General features: G+C 34.8%; 14 protein-coding genes. 9 read left to right on the top strand and 5 right to left on the bottom strand.

Going from position 1 to position 23967, the window contains the following annotated elements; genetic code table 11:
* Window positions 1–112 precede the first annotated feature (112 nt).
* The gene (locus AC0L5Q_RS01315) at window positions 113–2905 is read right to left on the bottom strand and encodes a TonB-dependent receptor (protein ID WP_473613835.1); all 2793 of its coding nucleotides are present in this window, start codon (window positions 2903–2905) and stop codon (window positions 113–115) included.
* A gap of 182 nt (window positions 2906–3087) precedes the next feature.
* The gene (glpK, locus tag AC0L5Q_RS01310) at window positions 3088–4566 is read right to left on the bottom strand and encodes a glycerol kinase GlpK (RefSeq protein WP_473613831.1); all 1479 of its coding nucleotides are present in this window, start codon (window positions 4564–4566) and stop codon (window positions 3088–3090) included.
* A gap of 250 nt (window positions 4567–4816) precedes the next feature.
* Between glpK and AC0L5Q_RS01305 the strand changes: the two genes are divergently transcribed.
* From AC0L5Q_RS01305 to AC0L5Q_RS01285, 5 genes are all read left to right on the top strand, one after another.
* Window positions 4817–5575, top strand: a complete 759-nt coding sequence (locus AC0L5Q_RS01305; protein ID WP_473613827.1) for a DeoR/GlpR family transcriptional regulator — start codon at window positions 4817–4819, stop codon at window positions 5573–5575.
* Window positions 5576–5772: 197 nt separating this feature from the next.
* Window positions 5773–7275 (top strand): glycerol-3-phosphate dehydrogenase, encoded by a 1503-nt coding sequence (glpD, locus tag AC0L5Q_RS01300; RefSeq protein WP_473613823.1) that lies wholly within the window; start codon window positions 5773–5775, stop codon window positions 7273–7275.
* A gap of 386 nt (window positions 7276–7661) precedes the next feature.
* Window positions 7662–8645: a Gfo/Idh/MocA family protein gene (locus AC0L5Q_RS01295; protein ID WP_473613821.1), complete on the top strand. Its 984-nt coding sequence runs from the start codon at window positions 7662–7664 to the stop codon at window positions 8643–8645.
* A gap of 38 nt (window positions 8646–8683) precedes the next feature.
* The gene (locus tag AC0L5Q_RS01290; RefSeq protein WP_473613817.1) at window positions 8684–10054 is read left to right on the top strand and encodes an alpha/beta hydrolase family protein; all 1371 of its coding nucleotides are present in this window, start codon (window positions 8684–8686) and stop codon (window positions 10052–10054) included.
* A 188-nt stretch (window positions 10055–10242) separates the two neighbouring features.
* A complete protein-coding gene (locus AC0L5Q_RS01285; protein WP_473613813.1) occupies window positions 10243–12825 on the top strand; it encodes an EAL domain-containing protein in 2583 nt (860 codons plus the stop codon).
* Window positions 12826–13251: 426 nt separating this feature from the next.
* Here the strand turns inward: AC0L5Q_RS01285 and AC0L5Q_RS01280 are convergent, their stop codons facing one another.
* From AC0L5Q_RS01280 to AC0L5Q_RS01270, 3 genes are all read right to left on the bottom strand, one after another.
* Complete coding sequence (locus AC0L5Q_RS01280; RefSeq protein WP_473613809.1) at window positions 13252–15639, bottom strand: TonB-dependent receptor; 2388 nt, start codon at window positions 15637–15639, stop codon at window positions 13252–13254.
* 237 nt (window positions 15640–15876) lie between these two features.
* Window positions 15877–17604, bottom strand: a complete 1728-nt coding sequence (locus tag AC0L5Q_RS01275; RefSeq protein WP_473613805.1) for a solute:sodium symporter family transporter — start codon at window positions 17602–17604, stop codon at window positions 15877–15879.
* A 203-nt stretch (window positions 17605–17807) separates the two neighbouring features.
* The gene (locus AC0L5Q_RS01270; RefSeq protein WP_473613801.1) at window positions 17808–19883 is read right to left on the bottom strand and encodes a glycoside hydrolase family 31 protein; all 2076 of its coding nucleotides are present in this window, start codon (window positions 19881–19883) and stop codon (window positions 17808–17810) included.
* Between the two features lie 216 nt (window positions 19884–20099).
* Between AC0L5Q_RS01270 and AC0L5Q_RS01265 the strand changes: the two genes are divergently transcribed.
* From AC0L5Q_RS01265 to AC0L5Q_RS01250, 4 genes are all read left to right on the top strand, one after another.
* Window positions 20100–20849, top strand: a complete 750-nt coding sequence (locus AC0L5Q_RS01265; RefSeq protein WP_473613797.1) for a GntR family transcriptional regulator — start codon at window positions 20100–20102, stop codon at window positions 20847–20849.
* A gap of 147 nt (window positions 20850–20996) precedes the next feature.
* Window positions 20997–21956, top strand: a complete 960-nt coding sequence (locus AC0L5Q_RS01260; protein WP_473613794.1) for an aldo/keto reductase — start codon at window positions 20997–20999, stop codon at window positions 21954–21956.
* Between the two features lie 9 nt (window positions 21957–21965).
* Entirely contained in the window at window positions 21966–22943 is a 978-nt protein-coding gene (locus tag AC0L5Q_RS01255; RefSeq protein WP_473613788.1) for a TauD/TfdA family dioxygenase, read from the top strand.
* Window positions 22944–22952: 9 nt separating this feature from the next.
* Window positions 22953–23933: a YeiH family protein gene (locus AC0L5Q_RS01250; protein ID WP_473613785.1), complete on the top strand. Its 981-nt coding sequence runs from the start codon at window positions 22953–22955 to the stop codon at window positions 23931–23933.
* Window positions 23934–23967: the final 34 nt, after the last annotated feature.

Here is a 23967-nt window from a genome sequence, read left to right as displayed (position 1 = left end):
ATATGTAATACCAGCTTCAAGAATAAAACTGATATAAAAAGTACATGAATAAACGGTCAATAATTCATGTACTTTATCATATACCTAAAAGCTTATTTTATACTTACTACTATTAAAATGAGCCTCTAAGCCCAATAGAGTAACGAGATCCTGAACGAACTTGCTCAGTAAAATGACTACTAATACGACCAAATTTATTTGTGTATTCGTCAGTCAAATTAATCCCTTCAAACAATACCGTTAAGTTATCGTTAATGTCATAGCTTGCACTTACATCCCATTGGCCGTAAGTATCTACAAACTCAGGTTCACCAGTATCAGCATTACTCAATGTTTGTAAGAATGCTTCACGGTTGTTATAAGCTAAGCGAGCTTGAAATCCATTATTTTCATAAAATGCGATAATATTTTGTGAATCTCCTAAACCTTCAAGAGCGAATGTTTGGCTACTATTGCTAGTGTCAACTTCAGCATCACTATTTACTATTGTCGCATTCATTTGGAAACCAAAACCACTTTCCCATGTATGAGTCCAAGCAAGTTCTAAACCATCAACTTTAGCCGTTTCACCATTACGCGGACGTGAAACTTGAAATTCATAACTTCCACTAGCTAGTGAGAACTGCTCTGGTGCACGTACAGTAGTAATAAAGCCTTCAACTTCTTTACTAAATAAACCAACCGATACTGCACTAGTGTCACCATAATACCATTCATAAGAAATATCCCAGTTGGTTGATAAGAATGGTTCTAAACTTGGATTACCACCACTCGCTAACAATAAATCTGGTCGTGTTGTACCAATATTAGTTACTGGCGCCATATCAGACATAGTAGGTCTTGTAATAGTTTCAGAATAAGCGGCACGAAGTACCATATCTTCTTCAATTTCAAACTTCACATTCAAGCTTGGTAATAAGTTTGAATATGAGTTTTTAATTGCAATATCTGATGAAATACGTTGTCCATCAGTATCAACATTATAAAACTGATCTAAAATGGTTGCATCTTGCGGGTTTTGAATAATATCTAATAACGTTGCTTGCTTACCTGCTGCTGTGGTTGTAGTTTCGCTATATCTAAAACCTAAATTTATTGTCCATGGCATATCACCAAGGTCACCTTCAAATAGGAAGTCAATGTAAGCTGCGGTTATTTCTTCATCAATTTCGAAACTTGTACCTAATTCTACAGGTGTATAACCATTAAGCGATTGGAATGCAGCTATGTTATCTGCAGGGTTTTCATTGCGAATAAGAGATTGCGCTGTAATTGCTTCTGGTGTTTCAAGGTAAGCTAAATAATCATCAACATTGTAGCCAAAGAAAGAAGAAGGAATACCATCAAACCAATCATTAGGAGTAACTAATTCACCTAATTCATCTGGAACATCAGTACCATAACCACAGTAAAAACAGTTAGGAAGTGATGGTGATTGAAATACTTTAGAAGACTTGGTTCTGTCTTGTGAATATAATCCAAATTTAAGTTTAGTGAATGTGTCGCTATTTGGTGTGTAAGTAAAATCAGCACGTAATTCAGTAATTTCATCTTCACGCTCATCACCACCGCGCTCTACATAATGTGCTCTAAGTTTACTTGCATCTGCTTGAGTAAATGGTCCATCAATTCCATCTGATTGTAAGCCTGGGATATCGCCACCATTTCTAAAGTCATATGTGTAACCATTTGCGTATCCCATAACGGTAAACACACGACTTTGATCACCACTTAAATCTTCAGCTTTTGAAGTAGATACATCAATATTTACATTAAACTGATCCGTTAAGTCCCAATCAGCATTAAAACCTAAGTTTTGTACTTTAATATTACGATCAAAACCTTGTTGAACAAAGTCAGTAGCACCCGAACCACCACCATTAGGATCATCAAATGAATTATGTGACCAATAATTGACTGTATTTGTTGTTTCATCTACATCAAAATCTCTAAAATTCCCCGGTGTAAACCAGTTAGCATAGTTACTTACTTGTGATTCAACTTCAAATTTTGAATACAAACCATCAAACGTCAAGGTTAATTCTGTTGTAGGTGCATATTGAACAACCAATGTACCACTAGTACGTGTTCTATCTTCAGCATTAGACGTTAAATCAAGATTACGTGGAACCCAAACGTTAAATGCTTCTTTACCTGTACCAGCTACAGCATCAAAATCATTGGTTTGAATACGATCAACACGATAATAACCACGAGTATCGGCTTGGTTAATCTGCGCTTCACGTTCTTGAATAGATAATGACGCTAAAATACCTAAAGTACCGTCATTGAAGGTGTTACTAATTAAACCAGATATTGCAGGTGACGACTCTTCTGATAAAGTATCATAAGTCATTTTGGCATTACCAATAGCTTTAAACTCACCTATTTGTAATGGTTTCGCTGTTTGTAAATTAATGTATGAACCAATACCGCCATCTTGATTACCCGCATTGGAGCTTTTATATACATCAGCGCCAGAAATGAGCTCCGCAGGTAAAGTATCAAAACTAAATTCACGACCAGAAGTTTCAGACGCCATTTGACGACCATTAACTGTAACTAGGTTAAATTGAGGACCAAAACCTCGAACAGTTATGAACTGACCTTCGCCACCGTTACGATCGATAGCTACACCGGTTATACGCTGAAGTGATTCTGCTACGTTTTGATCAGGAAATTTCCCTAAATCTTCTGCTGTAATACTGTCTGATACGGTATTACCTTCTTTCTTTTCTAGCATTGAAGCTTTTAAGCTGCTTAACATACCTGTTACGGTAATAACTTCGACTTCTTTTTCTGTTGCTGCATCAGCAGCAATTACCGTAGTACTACTTAGTGCAGTTGCTACAGCTAACGCAATACTCGTACGCTTACCAAATGTAGATACATATTTAGTAGACATTATCTTCCCCTTTGTTGTGTTATGTTTGACGACTTGTTGTTAACTTATACTCTTACGTAAGTATTCTTATATAAGAGATTTTATATAGTTAATCTTATATAAAATTGCGCAGAATAAATTACCTCTTACCCACGCAAACTTTATGCTTTGTTATTTAATTATTTTTATCTGTTAGTCTGTAACTAGCTTCGCACTTTATCTATTGCGGCTGTCCACTGGCTATATAGGTTATTTCTTTGTTCGGTAGGCATATTAGGCTTAAACTTTCGATCGCAATGCCACATTTTAGCTAACTCATCTGTAGATGAAAAAACACCTGCTTGCAAACCAGCTAAATATGCAACACCTAATGCCGTTGTTTCTATAATTTTAGGGCGTTCTACTTCAGCCCCTAAGATATTTGAAAGAAAAGACAGTACCCAATTATTGGCCACCATACCGCCATCAACTCTTAATTTTGTAGGTCTTAAGCCATCACTTTCCATCGCTTTTTGCAGATCTTTTGTTTGATAGCAAACCGACTGTAACGCCGCAGTAACTATTTCTTTAATGCCAGAATCACGTGTTAAACCAAGGATTGCACCACGAGCATTAGGATCCCAATACGGTGCACCTAACCCTGTAAACGCAGGTACTAACATAACACCGTGGTCATAAGGCATACCTGCAACAATACTTTCTGTTTCGCTGGCGTTACTAATAAGTTTTAGCCCGTCACGTATCCATTGAATGGTTGCCCCTGCCATAAAAATACTACCTTCAATAGCATAGGTAGGTTTACCGTTTAAGCGATATGCAACGGTTGTTAATAATTTATTTTTAGATTTTAAAGCTTTATCACCCGTATTTAGCATTAAGAAACAACCTGTACCGTAGGTACTTTTAGCCATTCCTTCTTTAAAACATGCTTGACCAAATAAGGCGGCTTGCTGATCACCTGCTACACCCAAAATAGGAATAGGCGCACCTAATAGTTCAGGCGCACAAATACCAAACTCACAGGATGAGTCCATAACTTCAGGTAACATTGAATGAGGAATATCGAAAAGTGAAAGAAGCTCTTGATCCCACTCTTGGGTATGAATATTAAAAATCATAGTACGCGAAGCATTAGTTGCATCAGTTCTATGTACTTCACCTTGAGTTAAATGCCATAGAATAAAGCTATCAACCGTACCAAAAGCTAACTCACCTTTGTTGGCTTGTTCTCTAGCGCCTTCAACATTATCTAAAATCCATTTGATTTTCGTTGCCGAAAAATAAGGATCAAGTAAAAGGCCTGTTTTACTATTAATAAGCTCAGAAGTTTGTTCTGTCGCGATTGATTCACAATACTTAGCAGTTCTTCTATCCTGCCATACAATAGCGTTATATAAGGTTTTACCGGTTTTTCTATCCCAAACTAATGTAGTTTCACGCTGGTTTGTAACACCAATTGCGATGATTTGACTGGCAGAAACATTATTTTCGTTTAAAACGCGTTTGCATACATCTAATACACTTTCCCAGATATCATTAGGATTATGTTCAACCCAACCATCTTGAGGGAAATGTTGATCAAATTCGGCCTGAGCAACAGCAAAAACGAAACCTTTCTCTGTAAACAGTATAGCTCTAGAGCTTGTTGTCCCCTGATCTATAGATAAAATATATTTGGACATTGTAATATTTATTATTCCAATCACACTAATCAATTTATTCGATAATGCACATAACAAAAAATTAAAGCAACATTTATTTTCAAATACGAACACACTTTGTACTTTTACGAATATACGATTACTTTGGATAACTATGATTTATGTGAGATAATTAAGCTAAGTTCAATGAAGCGTAGTTGATAAAAATTAAAAACGTGTAAATCTTTACCGATATATTTTTTAGCTATAGTAGATGATAGGGTTATTATTCATGAGTTTAAATCAACGGCAAACAGAGTTAGTTGAGTTTGTTCATAAAAATGGTTTTGTTAATATAGACACACTAGTACAACATTTTAATGTTACACCACAAACCATCAGAAGAGATTTAAATAAACTTGCTGAAGATGGTGCTCTTATTAGGCATCATGGAGGAGCTGAAGCAACTTCAAGCAGTGCAAATGCTTCATATCAATCTCGAAAAATAATGAATTTAGATGCAAAAGAACAAATAGCTAAACAAGTAGCAAGCATTATTCCTAATGGTGCTTCTATCTTTATTAATATTGGTACAACAACAGAAACTATTGCTAAAGAGCTACTTAACCATTCTAACCTCAACATAGTGACAAACAATATTCATGTGGCAACGATTTTATCGGTGAAAGAAGATTTTACCGTTATTATTGCAGCCGGAGAGGTTCGTCATAAAGATGGTGGCATTATAGGTGAAGCAACCTGCGATTTTATCAGTCAATTTCATATGGACTTCGGTATTATAGGTATTAGCGGCATAAGCGCTGACGGCTCGTTATTAGACTTTGACTTTAGAGAAGTAAAAGTCGCACAAGCCATTATTGAAAACTCAACCACGGTTATTTTAGCAACTGATCATTCAAAATTTGGCCGAAACGCTATGGTTAAACAAGGCAGTATATCTCAGATAGATCATTTATTTACTGACGAAATTCCACCGGGCGAACTAAGCGAACTTTTAGAAGCACATAATGTAATAACACATGTTATCTAAACAATAGAGTTAAAAAACCATTCATTCTTATTTAAAAATGTAGTTTATCTACATTTTTTTATAACTAAAATTTATTTTTTTCATTTAATTTTCATTTTTACTTGCATATGAACATTAACGAACACTATTATACTCAATAACGAAAATTCGACATTCGAATTTAATAGTAAAAAATTGTTAAAAAGTGAGTAAACTAAATGAGTGATACGTTTGATATCGTTGTAATTGGCGGTGGTATAAACGGAACAGGTATTGCTGCAGATGCGGCAGGTAGAGGCCTTAATGTTCTTTTATGTGAGCAAAATGACTTAGCTTCTGCCACTTCATCAAACAGTAGCAAGTTAATTCATGGTGGTTTACGTTATTTAGAACATTATGAATTTCGTTTAGTAAAAGAAGCACTAGCAGAGCGCGAAGTGTTAATAAAAAATGCTCCTCATATTATTAAACCATTAACGTTTAGATTACCTCATCAACGTCATCTTAGGCCTTCTTGGATGATAAGAGCTGGCTTATTTTTATATGACAATTTAGCTAAACGTGTCACTTTACCTTCTTCAAAAGGAATAAAGTTTTTAGAAGATAGCGTACTTATTCCTTCAATAAAAAAAGGCTTTGAATACTCAGATGGTTGGGTTGATGATGCTCGTTTAGTGGTACTTAATGCAGTTTCAGCTAAAGAAAATAATGCTACTATTCTAACGAGAACACAATGTGTTCACGCGATTAGAGATAACGACCTTTGGGTTGTTACTCTGAAAGATGTATTAACAGGAAAAGAAACTCAAGTTAAAACCAAAGCTATTGTTAATGCATCTGGTCCTTGGGTAGCAAAGTTATTTGATGATGCCTTACCGATAAAATCACCACAAAATATTCGTTTAGTGAAAGGGAGCCATATTGTTGTTCCACGCATCCATGATGAAAAACAAGCTTATATGTTACAAAATTCTGATCAACGTATTGTATTTGTAATACCTTTTGAAGATGAGTTCTCATTAATTGGTACCACCGACATCGAACATAAAGGTGACCCAAGTGCTGTAAGAATTTCTGATGAAGAGATTAATTATCTTATTAATATTACTAATGAATATTTTAACAAAAAAACATCTCGAGAGGATATTGTTACCACCTATTCTGGTGTGAGACCTTTACTCGATGATGAATCAGACTCAGCACAAGCCGTAACTCGGGATTATACCTTAGAACTAAGTGATAAAGATAAGCACACACCTATTTTATCTATTTTTGGCGGAAAAATTACCACCTATAGAAAGCTATCTGAAGCTGCTGTAAACAAAGTATCTCGATATTTTCCAAATATAGGTCCTGCATGGACTAAGTTTAAAGCCTTACCTGGTGGAGATTTTGATAATAAAAGCACCCTTGAAACTGAGTTAGGAAACAAGTACCCATGGTTATCAAATTCTTTAATTATCCGCTATGTTAGAAGTTATGGCTCGTATAGCCATCTTCTACTAAACGATGCAGAAAACGAAGCAGCACTCGGAGAATGTTTTGGTAAAGATCTATACGCGAAAGAAGTTGATTATTTAATAGAAAATGAATGGGCATTAACGGTGGAAGATGTTATTTGGCGACGCACTAAACGCGGTTTGTATTTAAGTGCTGAAGAAATAGAAAGTATAAGCAAGTATATGGAAAATCATCCAAGTGTTATTGCCCGCTCAGCGTAATAGCAATTTGAATAATATCTAATTATTGTAATAGCGTTAAACGCTTTCATTAAAGAATATTCATTCGATTACTCTTTAATGAAAGCGTTTTTTATAAATTCATTAAACTGCAACAATGTTTTCTTTATTTTGAGTTAACCTCTTTCATTATACATAATGCTATTAAATCGTTATCCTAGAAATATACCCGTTATCATTCAAGATTCAGGTTTCAGTGGGAACTAAATAGGCACAGATTTCATGTTCCAGACGAAATCTAAGGTCTACATCCATGTAGGAACTTGACTAAAGTTAATAACGCGGCATAAATTGTTTTTAGACCCCTCGAAGAAGCGCTTGAGTGGTAACGGGTATATATTTTTAACGTTTTTAAGCAAGGAATAAAAATGCGTCAAGTAAAATGGGGAATTATAGGTTGTGGCAACATAGCAAACCAGTTTGCAAAAAGTTTAGCTAAAATAAACTCTGGTACTTTATGTGCGGTAGCGTCTAATACACCTAACAAAGCTAAAACGTTTGCAAAACAGTATGGTACGGATAAATACTATTCAAACTACGACGATTTAGTGAATGATAAAAACATTGATGCTATTTACATTGCAACGCCTCACAATTTTCATTACGAAAACACTAAACTGTGTATTGCGCATAATAAACATGTTTTATGTGAAAAACCTATCACAATAAATGCTAAGCAATTACTTAAATTAACTGAACTAGCTAAAGCTAAAAATGTATTTTTAATGGAAGCCGTTTGGACACGATTTTTACCCGCGATTGAAAAATTACAATCGTTAATAACTGAAGGGATTATTGGTGAGATCGATACACTAAAAGCTCACTTTAGTATTACAGGGAATTTTGCGCCTTCTCATCGATTAATGAATAAAGATTTAGCGGGTGGGGCTTTACTTGATTTAGGTATATATCCCATCACGTTTGCACACCTTGTATTTGGTAAGCATCCTGAAAAAATTAAAAGCTCTGCTGTTATTGGTGAAACAGGTATAGATGAAAGTTCTTTTTACTTATTTGAATATAAAAATGGCCAACGAGCGGTACTTTCTTCGTCAATGAAAGATCACTCTCCTACTGAAGCAATTATTTGCGGCTCTAAAGGTTATATTCGAGTTCCTCATTTTTTAGGTGCAAGAGAAATACATATACACCTTCCCGAGCAGAATACACGTGTTATTAACTTTCCTCGTTCTGAAGATGAAAACTTTGTTTATGAAATTGAACATGCAAATAAATGTATTTCGGCTAATTTAACGCAAAGTCCTACACTCCCTTTGTCTGACTCTCTCGCGATAATTCAAACGATGGATACTTTGAGGGAACAATGGGGACTCGTTTACAAAGAAGATTAACGTTATTTATCTAATTAAAAATCAATTAAGGAAAACTCATGCTTATTAAAAATGTACTACTAAGTTTTAGCTTATTGTCTGCTAGCTTAGTTATTGCAGGATGTAGTCAAAACTTAGTAAAAAACAACACCGAAAGTAACGCATTACCAAAAGAGGTAGCAAATGCTGACACTTATACTAACGCTGAGCAACTTTATCCTCAAGTAAGCGCAAGTATTGCTCCAGAGTTATCTGTTAAAGGTGATTACCCTGTTGGCGTAAAAACTCTTACCATTGTAAATCCAGGACAATTAGATCCTGTTAGCCAAACACTAAAAGACCGAGAACTTAAAATAGAAGTTTGGTATCCAAGTGATAAATCCTTTGTACAAAACGCACCTAAAACCGTTTACAAAAACCAAACAAAATTAGGCCTGCCATTTTCACTCAAAGCCAATGCTTACCGAGATGTTGAAGTTAACTCAACTGAAACTGAAAAATATCCACTCATTGTTTTATCTCATGGCTATACAGGCTATAGAACACTAATGTTTTATCTAGGTGAACATTTAGCGTCTCATGGCTACATTGTAGCTTCAATTGACCACACAGACTCAACTACAGCTGAAATAGATGTGAAAAAAGCCCCCTATGCAGGCTTTGTAAGTACATTACTTAATCGCTCTCGTGATCAACAATTTACATCAAACTACTTCACCACAAGTGACAATTTTCTATCTAACGTTATTGATACAGAAAATGTTGGTCTAATTGGATATTCTATGGGCGGTTACGGCGCAGTAAATACGATAGGCGGATGTTATAATTTTAATGAAAAAACAGCCTCTATGTTCACTGGAATTAAAGATCCTGAACAAATAAAAAAAATCATCCCTGTACTGAACAGCTGTGCTGGAGGCCAATATACTAATACTGTTGTGAGCACAAAGTGGAAAGCAGCAATGGCTTTTGCTCCTTGGGGAAGTCAATATGGTTTGTTCAATCCTGAAAGCGTTAAATCTATTAAAACTCCTATTATGTATTTAGCAGGCAACTTAGATGATATTTCTGATTACACCAGCATCAAAGCCTTATATAACCAAACAGGTTCACAAAATAAATACTTATTAACTTACGAAAACGCTCGACATAATATAGCCCCTCACCCTGCTCCATCAGTATCTTACGCTGATAGTATTGATATGGGACACTATCTAGAAGGCTCATGGAGTACAATTAAGTTAAACAATATAAATAAGCACTTTGCTTTAGCTTTAATGGATTGCCATGTAAAACAAAAAACAGATAGATGTGAATTTCTTAATTTATCTGAAAGTTCGAATCAAAAAACAGCTGACGGCAAGACTTTCGAACCTTGGAAAGGTTTTGAAGATAGATTCGCGACAGGTATGCAGTGGCTTAGTAATTAACCTGACAGCTCCTCCCCATAACTTATTATTAATCGAGTAAGCTATGGGGAAGTATTATACCCATTACCATTCAATTAAATGCTGATTCACCGTGCAATAATCGACTTAAAACGTTAATATTAGAAATCGTAAAAATACTAAGGAAGGTACATAAAATGACTTCTTAGTATTTAGGCTTTCTTTTTCTCATGCGTATAATTTCTTTTTTAGAACAACTTTGCCGAACGTTTAAAACGTTTATCCTTTTCTTTTTTATTTTCTCAGTGTCATTAGTCGTTTGGTTTTTAGCGCAAAACTTATGGAAATTAGATCATTCCACGAATATACATTCACCAGAGATATCGGTTGAGTCTCTTTATTTAATTAATAATAAGCAAGTCAGCGTAAAATACGCACTTAACCATCAAGAGTTATTCAATAAAAAAGAAATTGTTGACGTAAATATTAAAAGTAATAGCTTTTATTGGTTAAAGCTCACGGTTAATAATACAACGTCAGAAGTACTAACACGTGTTTTACAAATTGACGCGCTGCCAGAAGATATTATTTCAAGCTATCAAGTCGCAACAAATATTGAAGCAACAACAGAAATAACAAGAAACCGTTCAGTGTTTCAGCAAGTATTCCCACATATTATTTTTTCTATAAAGCCACAAGAATCCGCAACATTTTTACTACAGCTTAAAACTAGCACAGGAAAATTATCTCCTGCTAAGGTTTTTAATGCTGAACGTTTTAATAAACGCATACACTATTCTATTGCTATATTTGGCGCTTTTATCGGCATTGTTTTACTTATGTCTGTACATAATATGGTTCTTTTCTTGTCCACTAAAGATAAAGTGTATTTTACGTTTATCGCTTATTTGCTCTCTACTTTTTTAGTTTTTTCAACCATGAATACCTATGGTTACTTTATATTTTCAAATGATACTCAGCTATGGTTAAATCAACATAATTTGTATTTTCAGTATTCGCTAAACATCTTTTTTATTATATTTTCTTTGTATTTTTTGCAAGATAATATGATTCATAGAAAACAATATAGAGCCCATTTAACTTTTTGCTTTATCATCATTGTTTTTTTGGTTTTAGGAAGCCACCTTCTGTCTTTCAACAAAACTAATATCACATTAGCCGTGCAATCTTTCCTGTGTGCACTTTGTTTAATTATTGTGTTAAAAAACCTGCATAAAAAGCTCGTATGGGCTAAATTTTATTATGTTTCTTGGTTACCTTTTCTTATAGGTTCTATAATCCAACATATGTTATCTATAGGATGTATAGCTCCTTCTTTTTTAAGTAAAAATGCTTTTATGTTAGGCGTTATGGCTCAAATTGGTTTTATCACTTTAGCCTTAGCTGAAAGAATGAGAAAAAATGAACAAGATAAATTACATTATTTAAGTCATCACGCTCAATCAGGTTTACCAAGACAATTAAATTTAGTTAAAACCATTAAACATTTAAGTCAATCCTTCTCAAATAAACAAAGTTTTTGCGTTGTTGTTGTTCAACCTGAACATATAGAAAAAATAAAACACTACGTAGATGACTCTACGGTATTTTCTTTATTTAAACGTCTTAACAATAACTTAAGCCTATTATTTAAAAATAATAATGCGGTAATCCCACTCACTTTAAACAATGAAAAATTATGTTATATCCATGGTAAGTGCTTAGGCTTCATTATTAACATAGACGCGCTAAATACATCGCCTGAAGTTTTTGTACAATCAGTTCAGCAAGTGATCAGTGAAACTTACATCATTAAAGATCTGAATTTATCGTTAACGGGTGTTATTGGACTAGCCCACTATCCTGTTCATGGATTAACCAGTAAAGATTTAGTTAAAAATGCCGTGCTCGCTATTCGACAAGCAGAAACGACTCCTGAAAAATGGGCTTTTTATCAAACTCATACGCCTGATAAATCAACTTTTTTATTAGAGCTCGCATCAGACATTCAGTTCGCATTGCAAAATAATGAATTTGAAATGTATCACCAACCTCAAATAGATCTTAAAACGAGTAAAGTGTGCGGGAGCGAATGTTTGATACGTTGGAATCACCCTACTCAAGGCTTTATTTCTCCTACGGTATTTATTCCTGTTGCTGAAGATATGGGGCTCATTAATAAAATTACCCTTTGGGTGATTAAACAATCGTTAGCACAACATAGTGTAATTATGGAAGACTATAAAAATCATATGGTGTCTATTAACATTAGCGGCATAGATCTCATTTCTAAAGACTTCTATCAGCAAATGGTTGATATCTTAAATCTTTTTCCTATACCTGCTGATAAGATTATTTTTGAGATCACCGAATCTGCTAATATCGCAAAAAATGAGCACGCAGTACAAGTCATAGAAAAGTTCACAAACTTTGGTGTAACCGTGAGTATTGATGACTTTGGTACGGGCTATTCTTCACTAGCTAATCTAGACAAGCTCCCATTCCAAGAGCTTAAAATAGATAAACAATTCATTGAGAATATTCATAACGACAATAAACGAAAAGTCATTACAGAAACAACCGTAAAAATGGCAAAAGGTGTTGGCCTAGAAGTTGTTGCAGAGGGTATTACAACGAAAGAAGATGAATTAACACTAACGGCATTCGGATGTGATATTGGCCAAGGATATTACTATTCTGAAGCATTACCTATACAAGCCTATTTAAAGTGGCTCTCAGAGCAAGTTAACGGAAAACTGCCTGACAACTTTTATGGCGAGTTTATTCCTGCAAATCAGGCTGACACTAAATAATACCAAGTCCATTAAGTTTTTTTCCTCTCAGCGAGAGTTAAAAGACTTAAAGGTAAGGCATTAATTGAAGAGAATGGTTATTCTCGGTAACTGCACCTGCCTTACCCTAATGTCTTACAGCCGTGTAGGAACCTTGTCAAAATCAATAACGCCGCATATAAGCCTTTTAAACTCGCCCTTGGGAGCTCATAGCAAACTTATTACGGCACAAAATTAATGAAATATAGAATAACTATGTCTAAATAATTTTGCTTGTTCTAAGCTCGCTAATGTAGCTCTGAGTTGAGAACAAACTTAATGGAATTGGTATTACCTCAACTCGATGTATGGAAATAAAAAAGCCTGCTTACGCAGGCTAGTTATATTTATAACTTATATCAATTTGAATAATAAATTGATCAACTTGTTACTACAGTAAAGATATAATTAAAAGCTCGCTCTAAATTGAACACCAAAGTATCTATCAGCGTCACGTGGTACTTGATATCTAAAACCGTCACCACTGTAACTAGTAAAGAATTGCTCGTCAGTTAAGTTTTTACCTATTAATGTAAAACGGTACTTATCGTCATTAAACGAAAAAGCAACACTTGCATTTAATAAAGCATAATCAGGTAATATGACTTCAGGACCAAACTCCCCAATATTACTAGGTAAAGTAGCCACTTGTTCATCGGTATAAACGTACGATGCATTCCAGATAATATTCATACCATCAAGTTCGTTAACGTACTCAGCCGCTAATGAATATTTTAAATCTGGTGAAAATGGAACATCTAAACCAGAACGGTCAGTACAGCTTTCACCTATTGGACAGAAAAAATCATCAATTTCTGCATCAACTTTTGCAGCGCCACCAGAAAGTGTTAAATTGTCCGTTGCCTGCCAAACAAAATCAAATTCAAAGCCTTGTGTTGATACATTACCAGCATTAGTTAAACGCGTTAATGTTACACCACTTGAGTTATCAAAGTTATTTGCTTGAAAGCCTTCTATTTCAGTTTTAAATATTGCGGCATTAAACATAAAATCGTGTGAAGCATATTTATAACCAATTTCATATGCATCGTTAGTTTCTTCGGCAATTGGCGCTGTATCTTGTTCTTGCATATTATAGAAAACGTTAAAACCAGGTCCTTTATAACCTTGAGACCAAGTTGTATATATCATACTGTCATCATTAATATCGTATTGAGCGCCTAATTTAAACGAGGTATTTGTATTATCAGTACCTCCAGCAAAATCAGTATTTTCCGTTGCCGGTTTTACACCAACACCACGTCGGCCATATAAATCATTGCTAATTCGGGTATGAGTAAAATCAATTTCATCATGTGTATAACGTGCACCAAATAATAATCTAAAGTCATCAGAAAAATGGTATTTACCGTCACCAAATAATGCCCAGTTAACAAACTCTGTATGCATATAAGCTGTAGCACTAACTATATCATTAGCATTACAAGTAATTCCTTCTGCTGAAATAAAGTCAGACACTTCAGTTTCTGTAGGAGAATTAATACCTTGCGTGGTTGATAAATAATTTGAGATTGCTTCATTTAGTTGACCACCGTTATTTTGACAACTTGCATCACGTGTGAAATTACGTTCCGAGTCCATTTTCCAGAAGAATGCACCTGCTTGCCAATCTAATTTCTCTCCAAGAGGTGATGCTATACGAACTTCTTGTGAAAACTGACGCCATGTTTGTGGCCCTACATCATGAAGTTGAAAAGGAGGCGTATTATCAAAAGTGACGAGATCTGTTGAGTCACCCGCAATTGAAGTAAAGTCACCTTCTCGATATTCAATGTTCTCCCACTCTCTGTATGCTGTAATTGATGTTAAAGTATAATCACCTAAATCTTTATCAATTTGGACAGAAAATGCGGTAGTGTTGTCAATAGTGCGTGATTCAAAATCATGATCAACTTGACGTTGATTAAGATCAAGATCTGCCACACCATTTACAATACCATTACTGTTAGGTGCCGCTTTTGAACTTGGATTACGTCCACTCGGCAAACCTTCTATATCAGCACAACAATCGTCATTTGATTCTGCACTTTCAAAAATAAAGAGTGCTTTAGTATCTGACGATAATTCCATATCAAGCATAGCTCGAAAGCCTTGCTTGTCGTAACCATTTATATATTCGTTGTTATAAACGTTATAAATATTGCCGTCGTAGCCCGACTTAGTAACAACAATACTTGCTGCGGCACTATCGTTTATCTCACCTTGAATTTTACCTTTAATTTTATATTCATTACCTTGAAACATAGTAGCTTCAATCATACCTTCAGTTTCGCCAGAAGGACGTTTTGTGGTAATATTTACAACGCCAGCAGAAGCATTTTTACCAAATAAAGTACCTTGTGGACCTCTTAAAACTTCAATACGTTCTAAGTCATATAAATCAGTAAAAGCTTGTCCAGAACGGCCTAAAACTACGCCATCTACTACCGTAGATACACTAGGTTCTGCTGCAACACTAAATGAAATGGTACCAATACCACGAACAGTAATGGCTGAATTTCGACTTGTTGTACCTTTTTTAAAGCTTACTGAAGGTACTAAGTTTTGAAGCCCTTCAAAGCTACTTGAAAAAGATGAGTCTATTTGATCGCTACTCAGAACTGAAACCGCTACTGGAATTTCTGAAACTCGTTCAACACGTTTTTGCGACGTTACTGTGATAGTTTCCAGTCCTTCGTCTTTTTTACTTTCTTCTGCATATACTGGCATTGCCACATTTGTTATGGCTAATGCCGACAGAATAGCTAAAGAAAGCTTGTTTTTTTTATTCGTCATAATAGTTCCCCGTTTTTACTTGTTGTTTAATTTTTTTAATTGATATTCATTATTCAGTGCTTTTATTATTTTTTTTAGCAACTTATTTTAGTTAACTATGAATATTCTAATTTTAGACTACACCCTTAACAAAGATAAAACAACTAATATCTTATATAAGACACAAATCAAATAAAATACTTAAATATCAACAATTAACGCTTGTAAACAGTTAAAAATGTAACATTTTAAATATTTTTAATTGTTAGATACATCCCTGTTTTTAGAATATTTAACGTTCCATTTATGGATCACGATACTACATAAAATAATGTTAAGCAGTAACAGACTCAAACTAGAAGGCAGGTAATAAACACTCATTCCATTAACCAAGCCTATAGGTGAAAAAAGTAAATATAATTGCACAATAAGGGCTGCTAATGTGATAGCAACTGGCTGCGCATATTTCCAAGGCACTAAATTAACTGTGCCTATCGTGTTAAAGATAATACTGCCTTTTCTTGGATATAAATGCCCAATAATCAGCATCATACTCACTTCAACAACGAATAAAATGGCATAAATGTGAATAAAATTGATATCGATATCGATAATAAACTTTAAAACCCCGTAGGTGATCACATGAAAAATTATTACAATTTTGGCCGCAATAGCAGGAACTTTTGCAGTAAAAAAACCAACTAAAACAATACTGATCACAGGTATATTATAAAAACCTGTAAATATACGTATTATTTGCCACAAACCTTCTGGCGCAAACATCAATAATGGAGCAACAATAAAAGAGAATAAAGCAATAACGACACTGGCGATTTTAGCTACTTTAATAAGTTGCTTGTCTGTTACCTTATCTTTTTTGAATGGCGCATAGACATCTAAACAAAAAAGCGTTGCTGCACTATTTAATAAAGAGTTAAATGAGCTAAATACAGTGCCTAACAATACAGCTAAAAAGAAGCCTGACATATAATTAGGTAACACATCTTTAACTAATTGAGGATATGCCAAATCGAATGACTGAAGCTGCTCACCTTGATATAAATGAAACGCTATAATTCCCGGAAGCATCATTAGAAAAGGAACAAGAAGTTTAAAATAACCTGATAGCAAGACCCCTTTTTGTCCTTCTGCTAAATTTTTAGCTCCTAATGTTCGCTGAATAACATATTGATTAGTACACCAGTAAAATAAATTAGCGAAGATCATCCCTGTAAAAATAGTACCAAAAGGAACAGGATCGTTTTCTCCACCTATCGCATTTAACTTTTCAGTATGGTCATTTAAAATAGTGTGAACACCCGCACTAATATCGCCACCACCCAATAAAGATAAACCGAGTATAGGGACTAAAATACCAATAATAAGTAAACCGACACCATTTAAGGTATCTGATACTGCAACCGCTTTTAAGCCGCCAAATATGGCATATAATGCCCCTACGCTACCTACAACAACTATCGTAAGTACTAAGCTTAATTCATAACTTAAATTGAGTAACTCTGGTATATCAAACAATCTTAATACAGCAACAGAGCCAGCATATAAAACAGATGGAATAGTGATAAGTCCATAACCCACCATAAATAAAACGACTGTCATACGTCTTACTGAGTCATCAAAACGAGTTTTTAAAAATTCAGGTAGTGTTGTAAAAGCGCCTGCTAGATATTTAGGTAGGAAAACTAATGCCATGACTATGGTGGCAAACCCAGCTGTAACTTCCCATGCCATAGCACTTAAGTTATACATATAAGCAGAGCCATTTAACCCAATTAATTGCTCTGCTGATAAGTTAGTTAATAACATGGAACCCGCAATAAAAACGCCTGTTAATCCCCTACCAGCAAGAAAATAACCATCTTTTGAGTCAGTTTCACCTTTCGTTTTTTGGTAAGAAATCCACGCTACAACTCCCATAAAGAAAAGACATGATGCAAGCGTTGAGAATATTTGTATTGATGACATGTTTGAATAATTCCAAGTTTATATAGTTATTATTTTTAAGTAACGTCTAGTTATTAATTACACAAAATAGAGCCAACCACGCAAATAAAGCGCTGATTAACACATTGTTAAAATCATAACTAATAACCTGAATTATTACGTAATAACTCAGGTTGATTACTTAAAAACGAATAACCTTTTATGTTTATTTTTGGTTTTAAGCTTTAAACAGCCCAATAAGAAGTAACACAGCTAATTGAGTCGACTTCATCTGTATGTTGTATTTCATCACCTAATGGAATATTTTTTCCTGATAGAGCAAACACCGCAATCTCTGATAATTCCAATGTTAAATTATGTACTTTACCACCGGTAAATGAACGTTTTTGAACATCATCCATCATTTTCCATTCACCTTCAGGTAAGTAAAATTCAACCTCACCACCCGGTTGTAAACAAGGAACAATAAGTAAATCATCACCAAACATATATTGATCTTCAAAGTGCCAAGACGCTTTATCATTTGGAAAAGACAACACCATAGCTCTTTGTACTGGTAAGCCCGTTTCTGTTGCTTGTTGCATCGTATTTTTAATATAAGGTAATAATTTGTATCTTAGCTTTAAAGCTTGATTTGCAGCGCTTTCAGCCTCAACGCCGTATGTCCAAGGTTCTCTTTGTCCAATACCGTGTAAACGCATATGAGCTGAAAATACACTCGCTTGTATCCAGCGAACAAAAAGCTCTGCGTCACGAGTATCTTTATAGAAACCGCCAACGTCTGTTGCATAAAAAGGAGAACCCGAAAGGCCCCAAGAAATTCCGCCACGTAAACTGGCAGCTAACCCACCCCAATCTGCTTGAGGATCTCCTCCCCACTGACTTGGGTAATTTTGCGAGCCAATCCATGCTGAACGACTAAAGAGAAAAGGTCCATTTTTGCTATAACGTTGAGCAGCTTCATAAACACATCGGTTATACAACAAAGTATATATATTATGTAAAGCTTGGCCTGATTCACCATTATGAGCCAACATATTGTCGTCTTCTATTTGCTCGCCAAAATCGGCTTTGATCATATCAATACCAAGATCAAATAGCGGTTTATGGCTTGCACACCAAAACTCATAAGCTTCAGTATGAGTAAAGTCTAATATGCCTGATTTAGGTAAAGGTGTAAGTACTTCGCCAAATGCACTCATATCCCAATCATACTGAAACGACTTTCCTGTACGTTTATCTTTAATCAGCCAACCTTTCTTATCTAATGTATCAAATAAGTCGTTTTCAACTGAAATCATTGGGTATTCCCAAATACACACTTTAAAGTTCATCGCTTTTAAATCACTGATCACTTTAGCTGGGTTATCGTATCTAGATTTATCCCATTCAAAAGCAAAACGTGTGTCTGTATCTTGCCATGCTCTACCATCAAGAGTAATAACATCACATGGCATTTTATGCTCGCGTACAGCTTTTGCTGTGCTCATTAATTCAGGTACATCTTTATAATAAGCTTTAGATAAAATAACGCCTAAACTCCAATCTGGAGGCGTTGGCGCTTTACCTGTTATATTGGTATATATATCAAGCATATTCACACTGGAGTCAGCATGTAATAAGAATATATCTGCGTAATTATCTTCTACAAGCAATCCGTAAGAACGCTGTGACCATGGAGCATACCCTACGCCATGGGTAACGGGAGATGGTGTGTGAACGAATAATCCCCAGCCTGCTGGACTCCAAGCAAAAGGAACATTTTTATAAGATATTTCAGCATTAACGCCTAATGCATCATGATTAAACGAACGAATTAACTGCCCTCTTTTATCTAACTTCCCCCACTTTTCACCTAAGCCGTATATAGGTTCACTTGAGCCTAATTCAAACGACATGAACCACTTGTCTTCAACTTTAGCTAATGGTGGTAGTCTGTATTGTCTAACAAAGTGACCATCTTTAGGTGTTGACTGGATCACTTTATCAAACTGGCTTAGTACGAAGGTAAAAGGTGAATGTTCGATAACAAGTTTATAGTCACCACCTGCAATAATTGATTTATCATCAAAACTTTCTAGGGTTGTTTCAACAATTTCAGGCTGGTTTTTGATCATTTCATAATCATAAGTTCTCTCTACCCCTATTTGAAAACGTACACCAACATTCAGTAAAGAAATGCGGATTAATCCTTCATTTGACACTAGCTCTATTACATTATTTTTGATTTTAGCTTTACCTATAATAGTAAGCTGTTTCATATCATTCCATTGAGGACTGTTTACGTAAAATTCGGACATAGTTAAACTCCAACTATTAGATCAATTCATAAAAAGATATCTTATATAAGACTAAAAAGATACTAATTTTACAACACGTATGTCAATATTTCTTTTAGCAAGCCAGATACTGATAATAATATATTTTGTTAATTGTATTGTTTCATGGTATTTACTTATATAATCAATCTAATTTATGTAACTACATTCATCCTAAAGACTAATTGTTATAAACCAATGAAAAAAAATAAATTTGAAAGCAAGCTTAGCTCTAATGGCCCTTCTTACCAACCGCTTTATAAACAAGTTGAAGAATACGTTACCCAGCTTATTGTTGAGCAACGTTGGAAGCCAGGAGAAATGCTTCCAAATGAATTTCAACTTGCTGATGAGTTTAAAGTCAGTCAAGGAACAGTGAGAAAAGCTTTAAACACGTTAACAACGAATCAAATTTTAGAAAGAAAACAAGGGGTTGGTACTTTTGTATCTGAACGTACTAGTCAAAATGCATTATATAAATTTTTTCCTATTGTAGCGGACGGTAAAAAACCTGAGTTACCCATGTCAGAAACTATCTCACGTAAGATAATACTTGCTTCAGGTGAAATAGCTCATAACTTAAACTTACAGCCCGATGAAGAAGTTATTGTATTATCACGTAAACGAAAAATTGATGATGAACTCTGTATATTAGAAGATATTTACCTACCGAAAAAATACTTTAAAGGTTTGATAGACGAAGTTGAAATCCCTCACACGCTTTATCATTTTTATCAAACTAACTACAGTCATACCGTTCAGAAGATAGCAGATAGAATTAAAGCTATTCTTGCTAATAAAAGCGATGCCGAGCAACTCAATATTTCAATAAACGATCCACTACTTGCTTTTACTCGTTTAGCATATTCTCTTGAAGGTAAGCTCATTGAATATAGAATAACGCGTTGTCGTTCTGATAAATATCACTACTTAGTTGACCTTATGTAAGCAGTCATCCCCCTATTACCACCATTTCATTATTGCAATGGGTATTATGACTAATTTAACGATTATTTATATAAATAGCGTTTGACAAAAAACCAGTCTTATATAAGATATATAATATCAGTTATTTTATAAGACAAAGGTGTATCAATGAACAGCAAAGATATTTATAAAGTTGGCTTAGGTTTATGGAAACTTCCACAGTCTGAATGCGCAGACATTGTATATAATGCCATAAAAATAGGTTATAGGCATTTAGATAGTGCTTGTGACTACGGTAATGAAATTGAAGTAGGTCAAGGTATAGCCCGTGCAATTAGTGAAGGTATTTGTACTCGTGAAGATTTAAAAATAACCTCTAAGTTATGGAACACCTACCATGCAAAAGAGCATGTACAACCTGCATTAGAGAAAACATTATCAGACTTAGGATTAACTTACTTAGATTCATATCTAATACATTTCCCAATAGCTCAACCTTTTGTTCCATTTGAAACTCGTTATCCACCTGAGTGGATATTCGACCCTAAAGCTGAAACACCTGAAATGTTAATAGAGCCCGTTTCATTACAAGAAACATGGCAGGCTATGGAAGCACTTACTGAAAAAGGCTTAGTAAAAGAGATTGGCGTTTGTAACTATACATCAGGATTACTCAACGACTTAATGGCTTACGCTAAAATAAAGCCTTCTCAACTTCAAATAGAGTCTCACCCTTATCTTACTCAAGAAAGATTAATAAGATTAGCCAAAAGTTATAATTTAAGTGTAACGGCATTTTCTCCTTTAGGTGCCCTTTCTTATGTTGAATTAGATATGGCAAACCAAAGTGAATCAGTACTACAACAAGCTGTCGTGATTAAAGCGGCTGAACGATTAAATAAAACACCAGCACAAATAGTCTTACGTTGGGGGGTTCAACGTGGTTGCTCAATCATTCCTAAAAGTAGCAACCTCAATCGCTTAAAAGAAAATATTAGTATTTTCGACTTTAGTTTAACTGAAGACGAAATGAACAGTATTTCACAATTAAATGCAAATAAACGCTTTAATGATCCAGGTGATTTCTGCGAAGCAGCTTTCAATAAATTTTACCCTATTTACGATTAAGGAATATTTATGGCTTATATAAGTAATATGATTGAAAACCTAAGAAACTCAGCAGATGAATTTCCTGCTATTATCGTAAACGACGGTTCAATTAAAACAATTGAAGAAGCAACAACATGGATATCAGAAAACCTAACGGCACTAGAAACAGAGCTCAGCTATACCGGTGCATTGTTATTTAGAGGTTTTCCCGTTAAAGATGCGCAAACATACGACGACTTTTTTTCTGCTTTTAAATACCCTAACTTTACATATAAAGAATCTCTATCTAACGCGGTACGGATTAATTATACCGAATATGTATTTACCGCAAATGAAGCTCCTAAAGATGTAGAAATATATTTGCATAATGAAATGGCTCAAACACCTATTTACCCAGGAAGAATATCACTTTTTTGTGAAGAAGCTGCCGATCAAGGTGGTGCAACAGTAGTTTGTCGTTCAGACGAAATGTATAATCAATTAATAAAGTATGATGCTGAAACAACAAATAAACTTGAACAAGTAGGCATCAAATATACTACATTCATGCCGAGTGAAGATAAACCGGAATCGGGTCAAGGAAGAAGCTGGCGAAGTACGTTAAGCGTTTCTAATGTTGAAGAAGCCGAAGATAAACTAAAAGAGTTAGGTTATTCATGGCAATGGCTAGAAGACGGCTCTTTAAAAGCTCAAACAGCAGCCTTACCCGCAATTAGAACATTAAAAAATAATAGAAAAGTATTTTTCAATCAAGTTATAGCTGCATATCAAGGTTGGAATGGTGTTAAGGAAGATCCTTCTGTCGCCTTATGCTTTGGTGATGATACGCTATTTAGTAAAGAATATTTAGACAAAGTGGTTTCGATATCTGAATCATTGTCTTTTGATATTGATTGGCAAAATGGTGATGTTGCACTTGTTGATAACAATTTGGCGATGCATGGAAGGCGACCATATTCAGGCAACACGAAACGTAAAGTACTTGTTGTATTAGGCCAAAAATAAGGTATAGCTATGAATATAAAGGCTCTATTACCCGGTATTGGTATTACTACCATTACTGGGTTAGCCGCTCTTTTTTTAAGTGAGCACTACGGTGCTCCAGCCATGTTATTTGCGTTATTATTAGGCATAGCAATGTCCTTTCTTTACGAAGATTCACCTTGTAAAAAAGGAATTGAATTTGCTGCGACTTTTATTTTAAGGGTGGGTGTTGCTTTATTAGGTTTAAGGATAGCCCTAAACGACCTTGTATCTTTGGGTTGGGAAGCTATTGTTATCTTGGTATTAGCCATCGCAAGTACCATTTGCCTAGGTGTTATATTATCAAAACAGTTTAAGTTAAGTAAAAGCTTTGGTGCTCTTACAGGGGGATCAGTTGCTATATGTGGTGCTTCTGCAGCAATGGCCATTACAGCGATACTACCAGAGCATAAAGACAAAGAAAGAGACACATTAGTCACGATCATTGGTGTTACGTCTTTATCGACAATTGCCATGGTTGTATACCCTATTATAGTGACTTATTTAGGGTTAAACGATATAGACTCTGGATTTTTCTTAGGTGGAACGATACACGATGTAGCACAAGTTGTAGGGGCTGGTTATTCTATTTCTGAAGAAACCGGTGATATGTCAACACTTGTTAAATTGGTACGAGTAAGCTTTTTAATGCCGGTTGTACTTGCTATGTTATTTATTATTAAATTAAATAGAAATACAAATAATAGCAATGCTAAAGCAGCTAAAGTTCCAGGATTTTTAATCGCCTTTATCATACTAATGCTCATTAATTCTTTTATTACTATACCTGAAATTATTTTAGAGCCGGCGACGAATTTTTCACGCTTTGCTTTGGTTGTTTCAATAACCGCCATAGGAATGAAATCAAATTTTGCCAAACTTAAATGTGTTGGTTTTAAACCTATAGTATTAATGATGGTTGAAACAATTTGGATTGCTACTTTTATATTAGCGGCGATTTGGATTATTTAATTTAATGACAAAAATGGATTAATTAGCGAACCTA

Source organism: Pseudocolwellia sp. G5-9 (assembly GCF_055808995.1).
The sequence above is the reverse complement of the archived record's forward strand: the minus strand, read 5'-3'. Positions and strand labels throughout refer to the sequence as shown.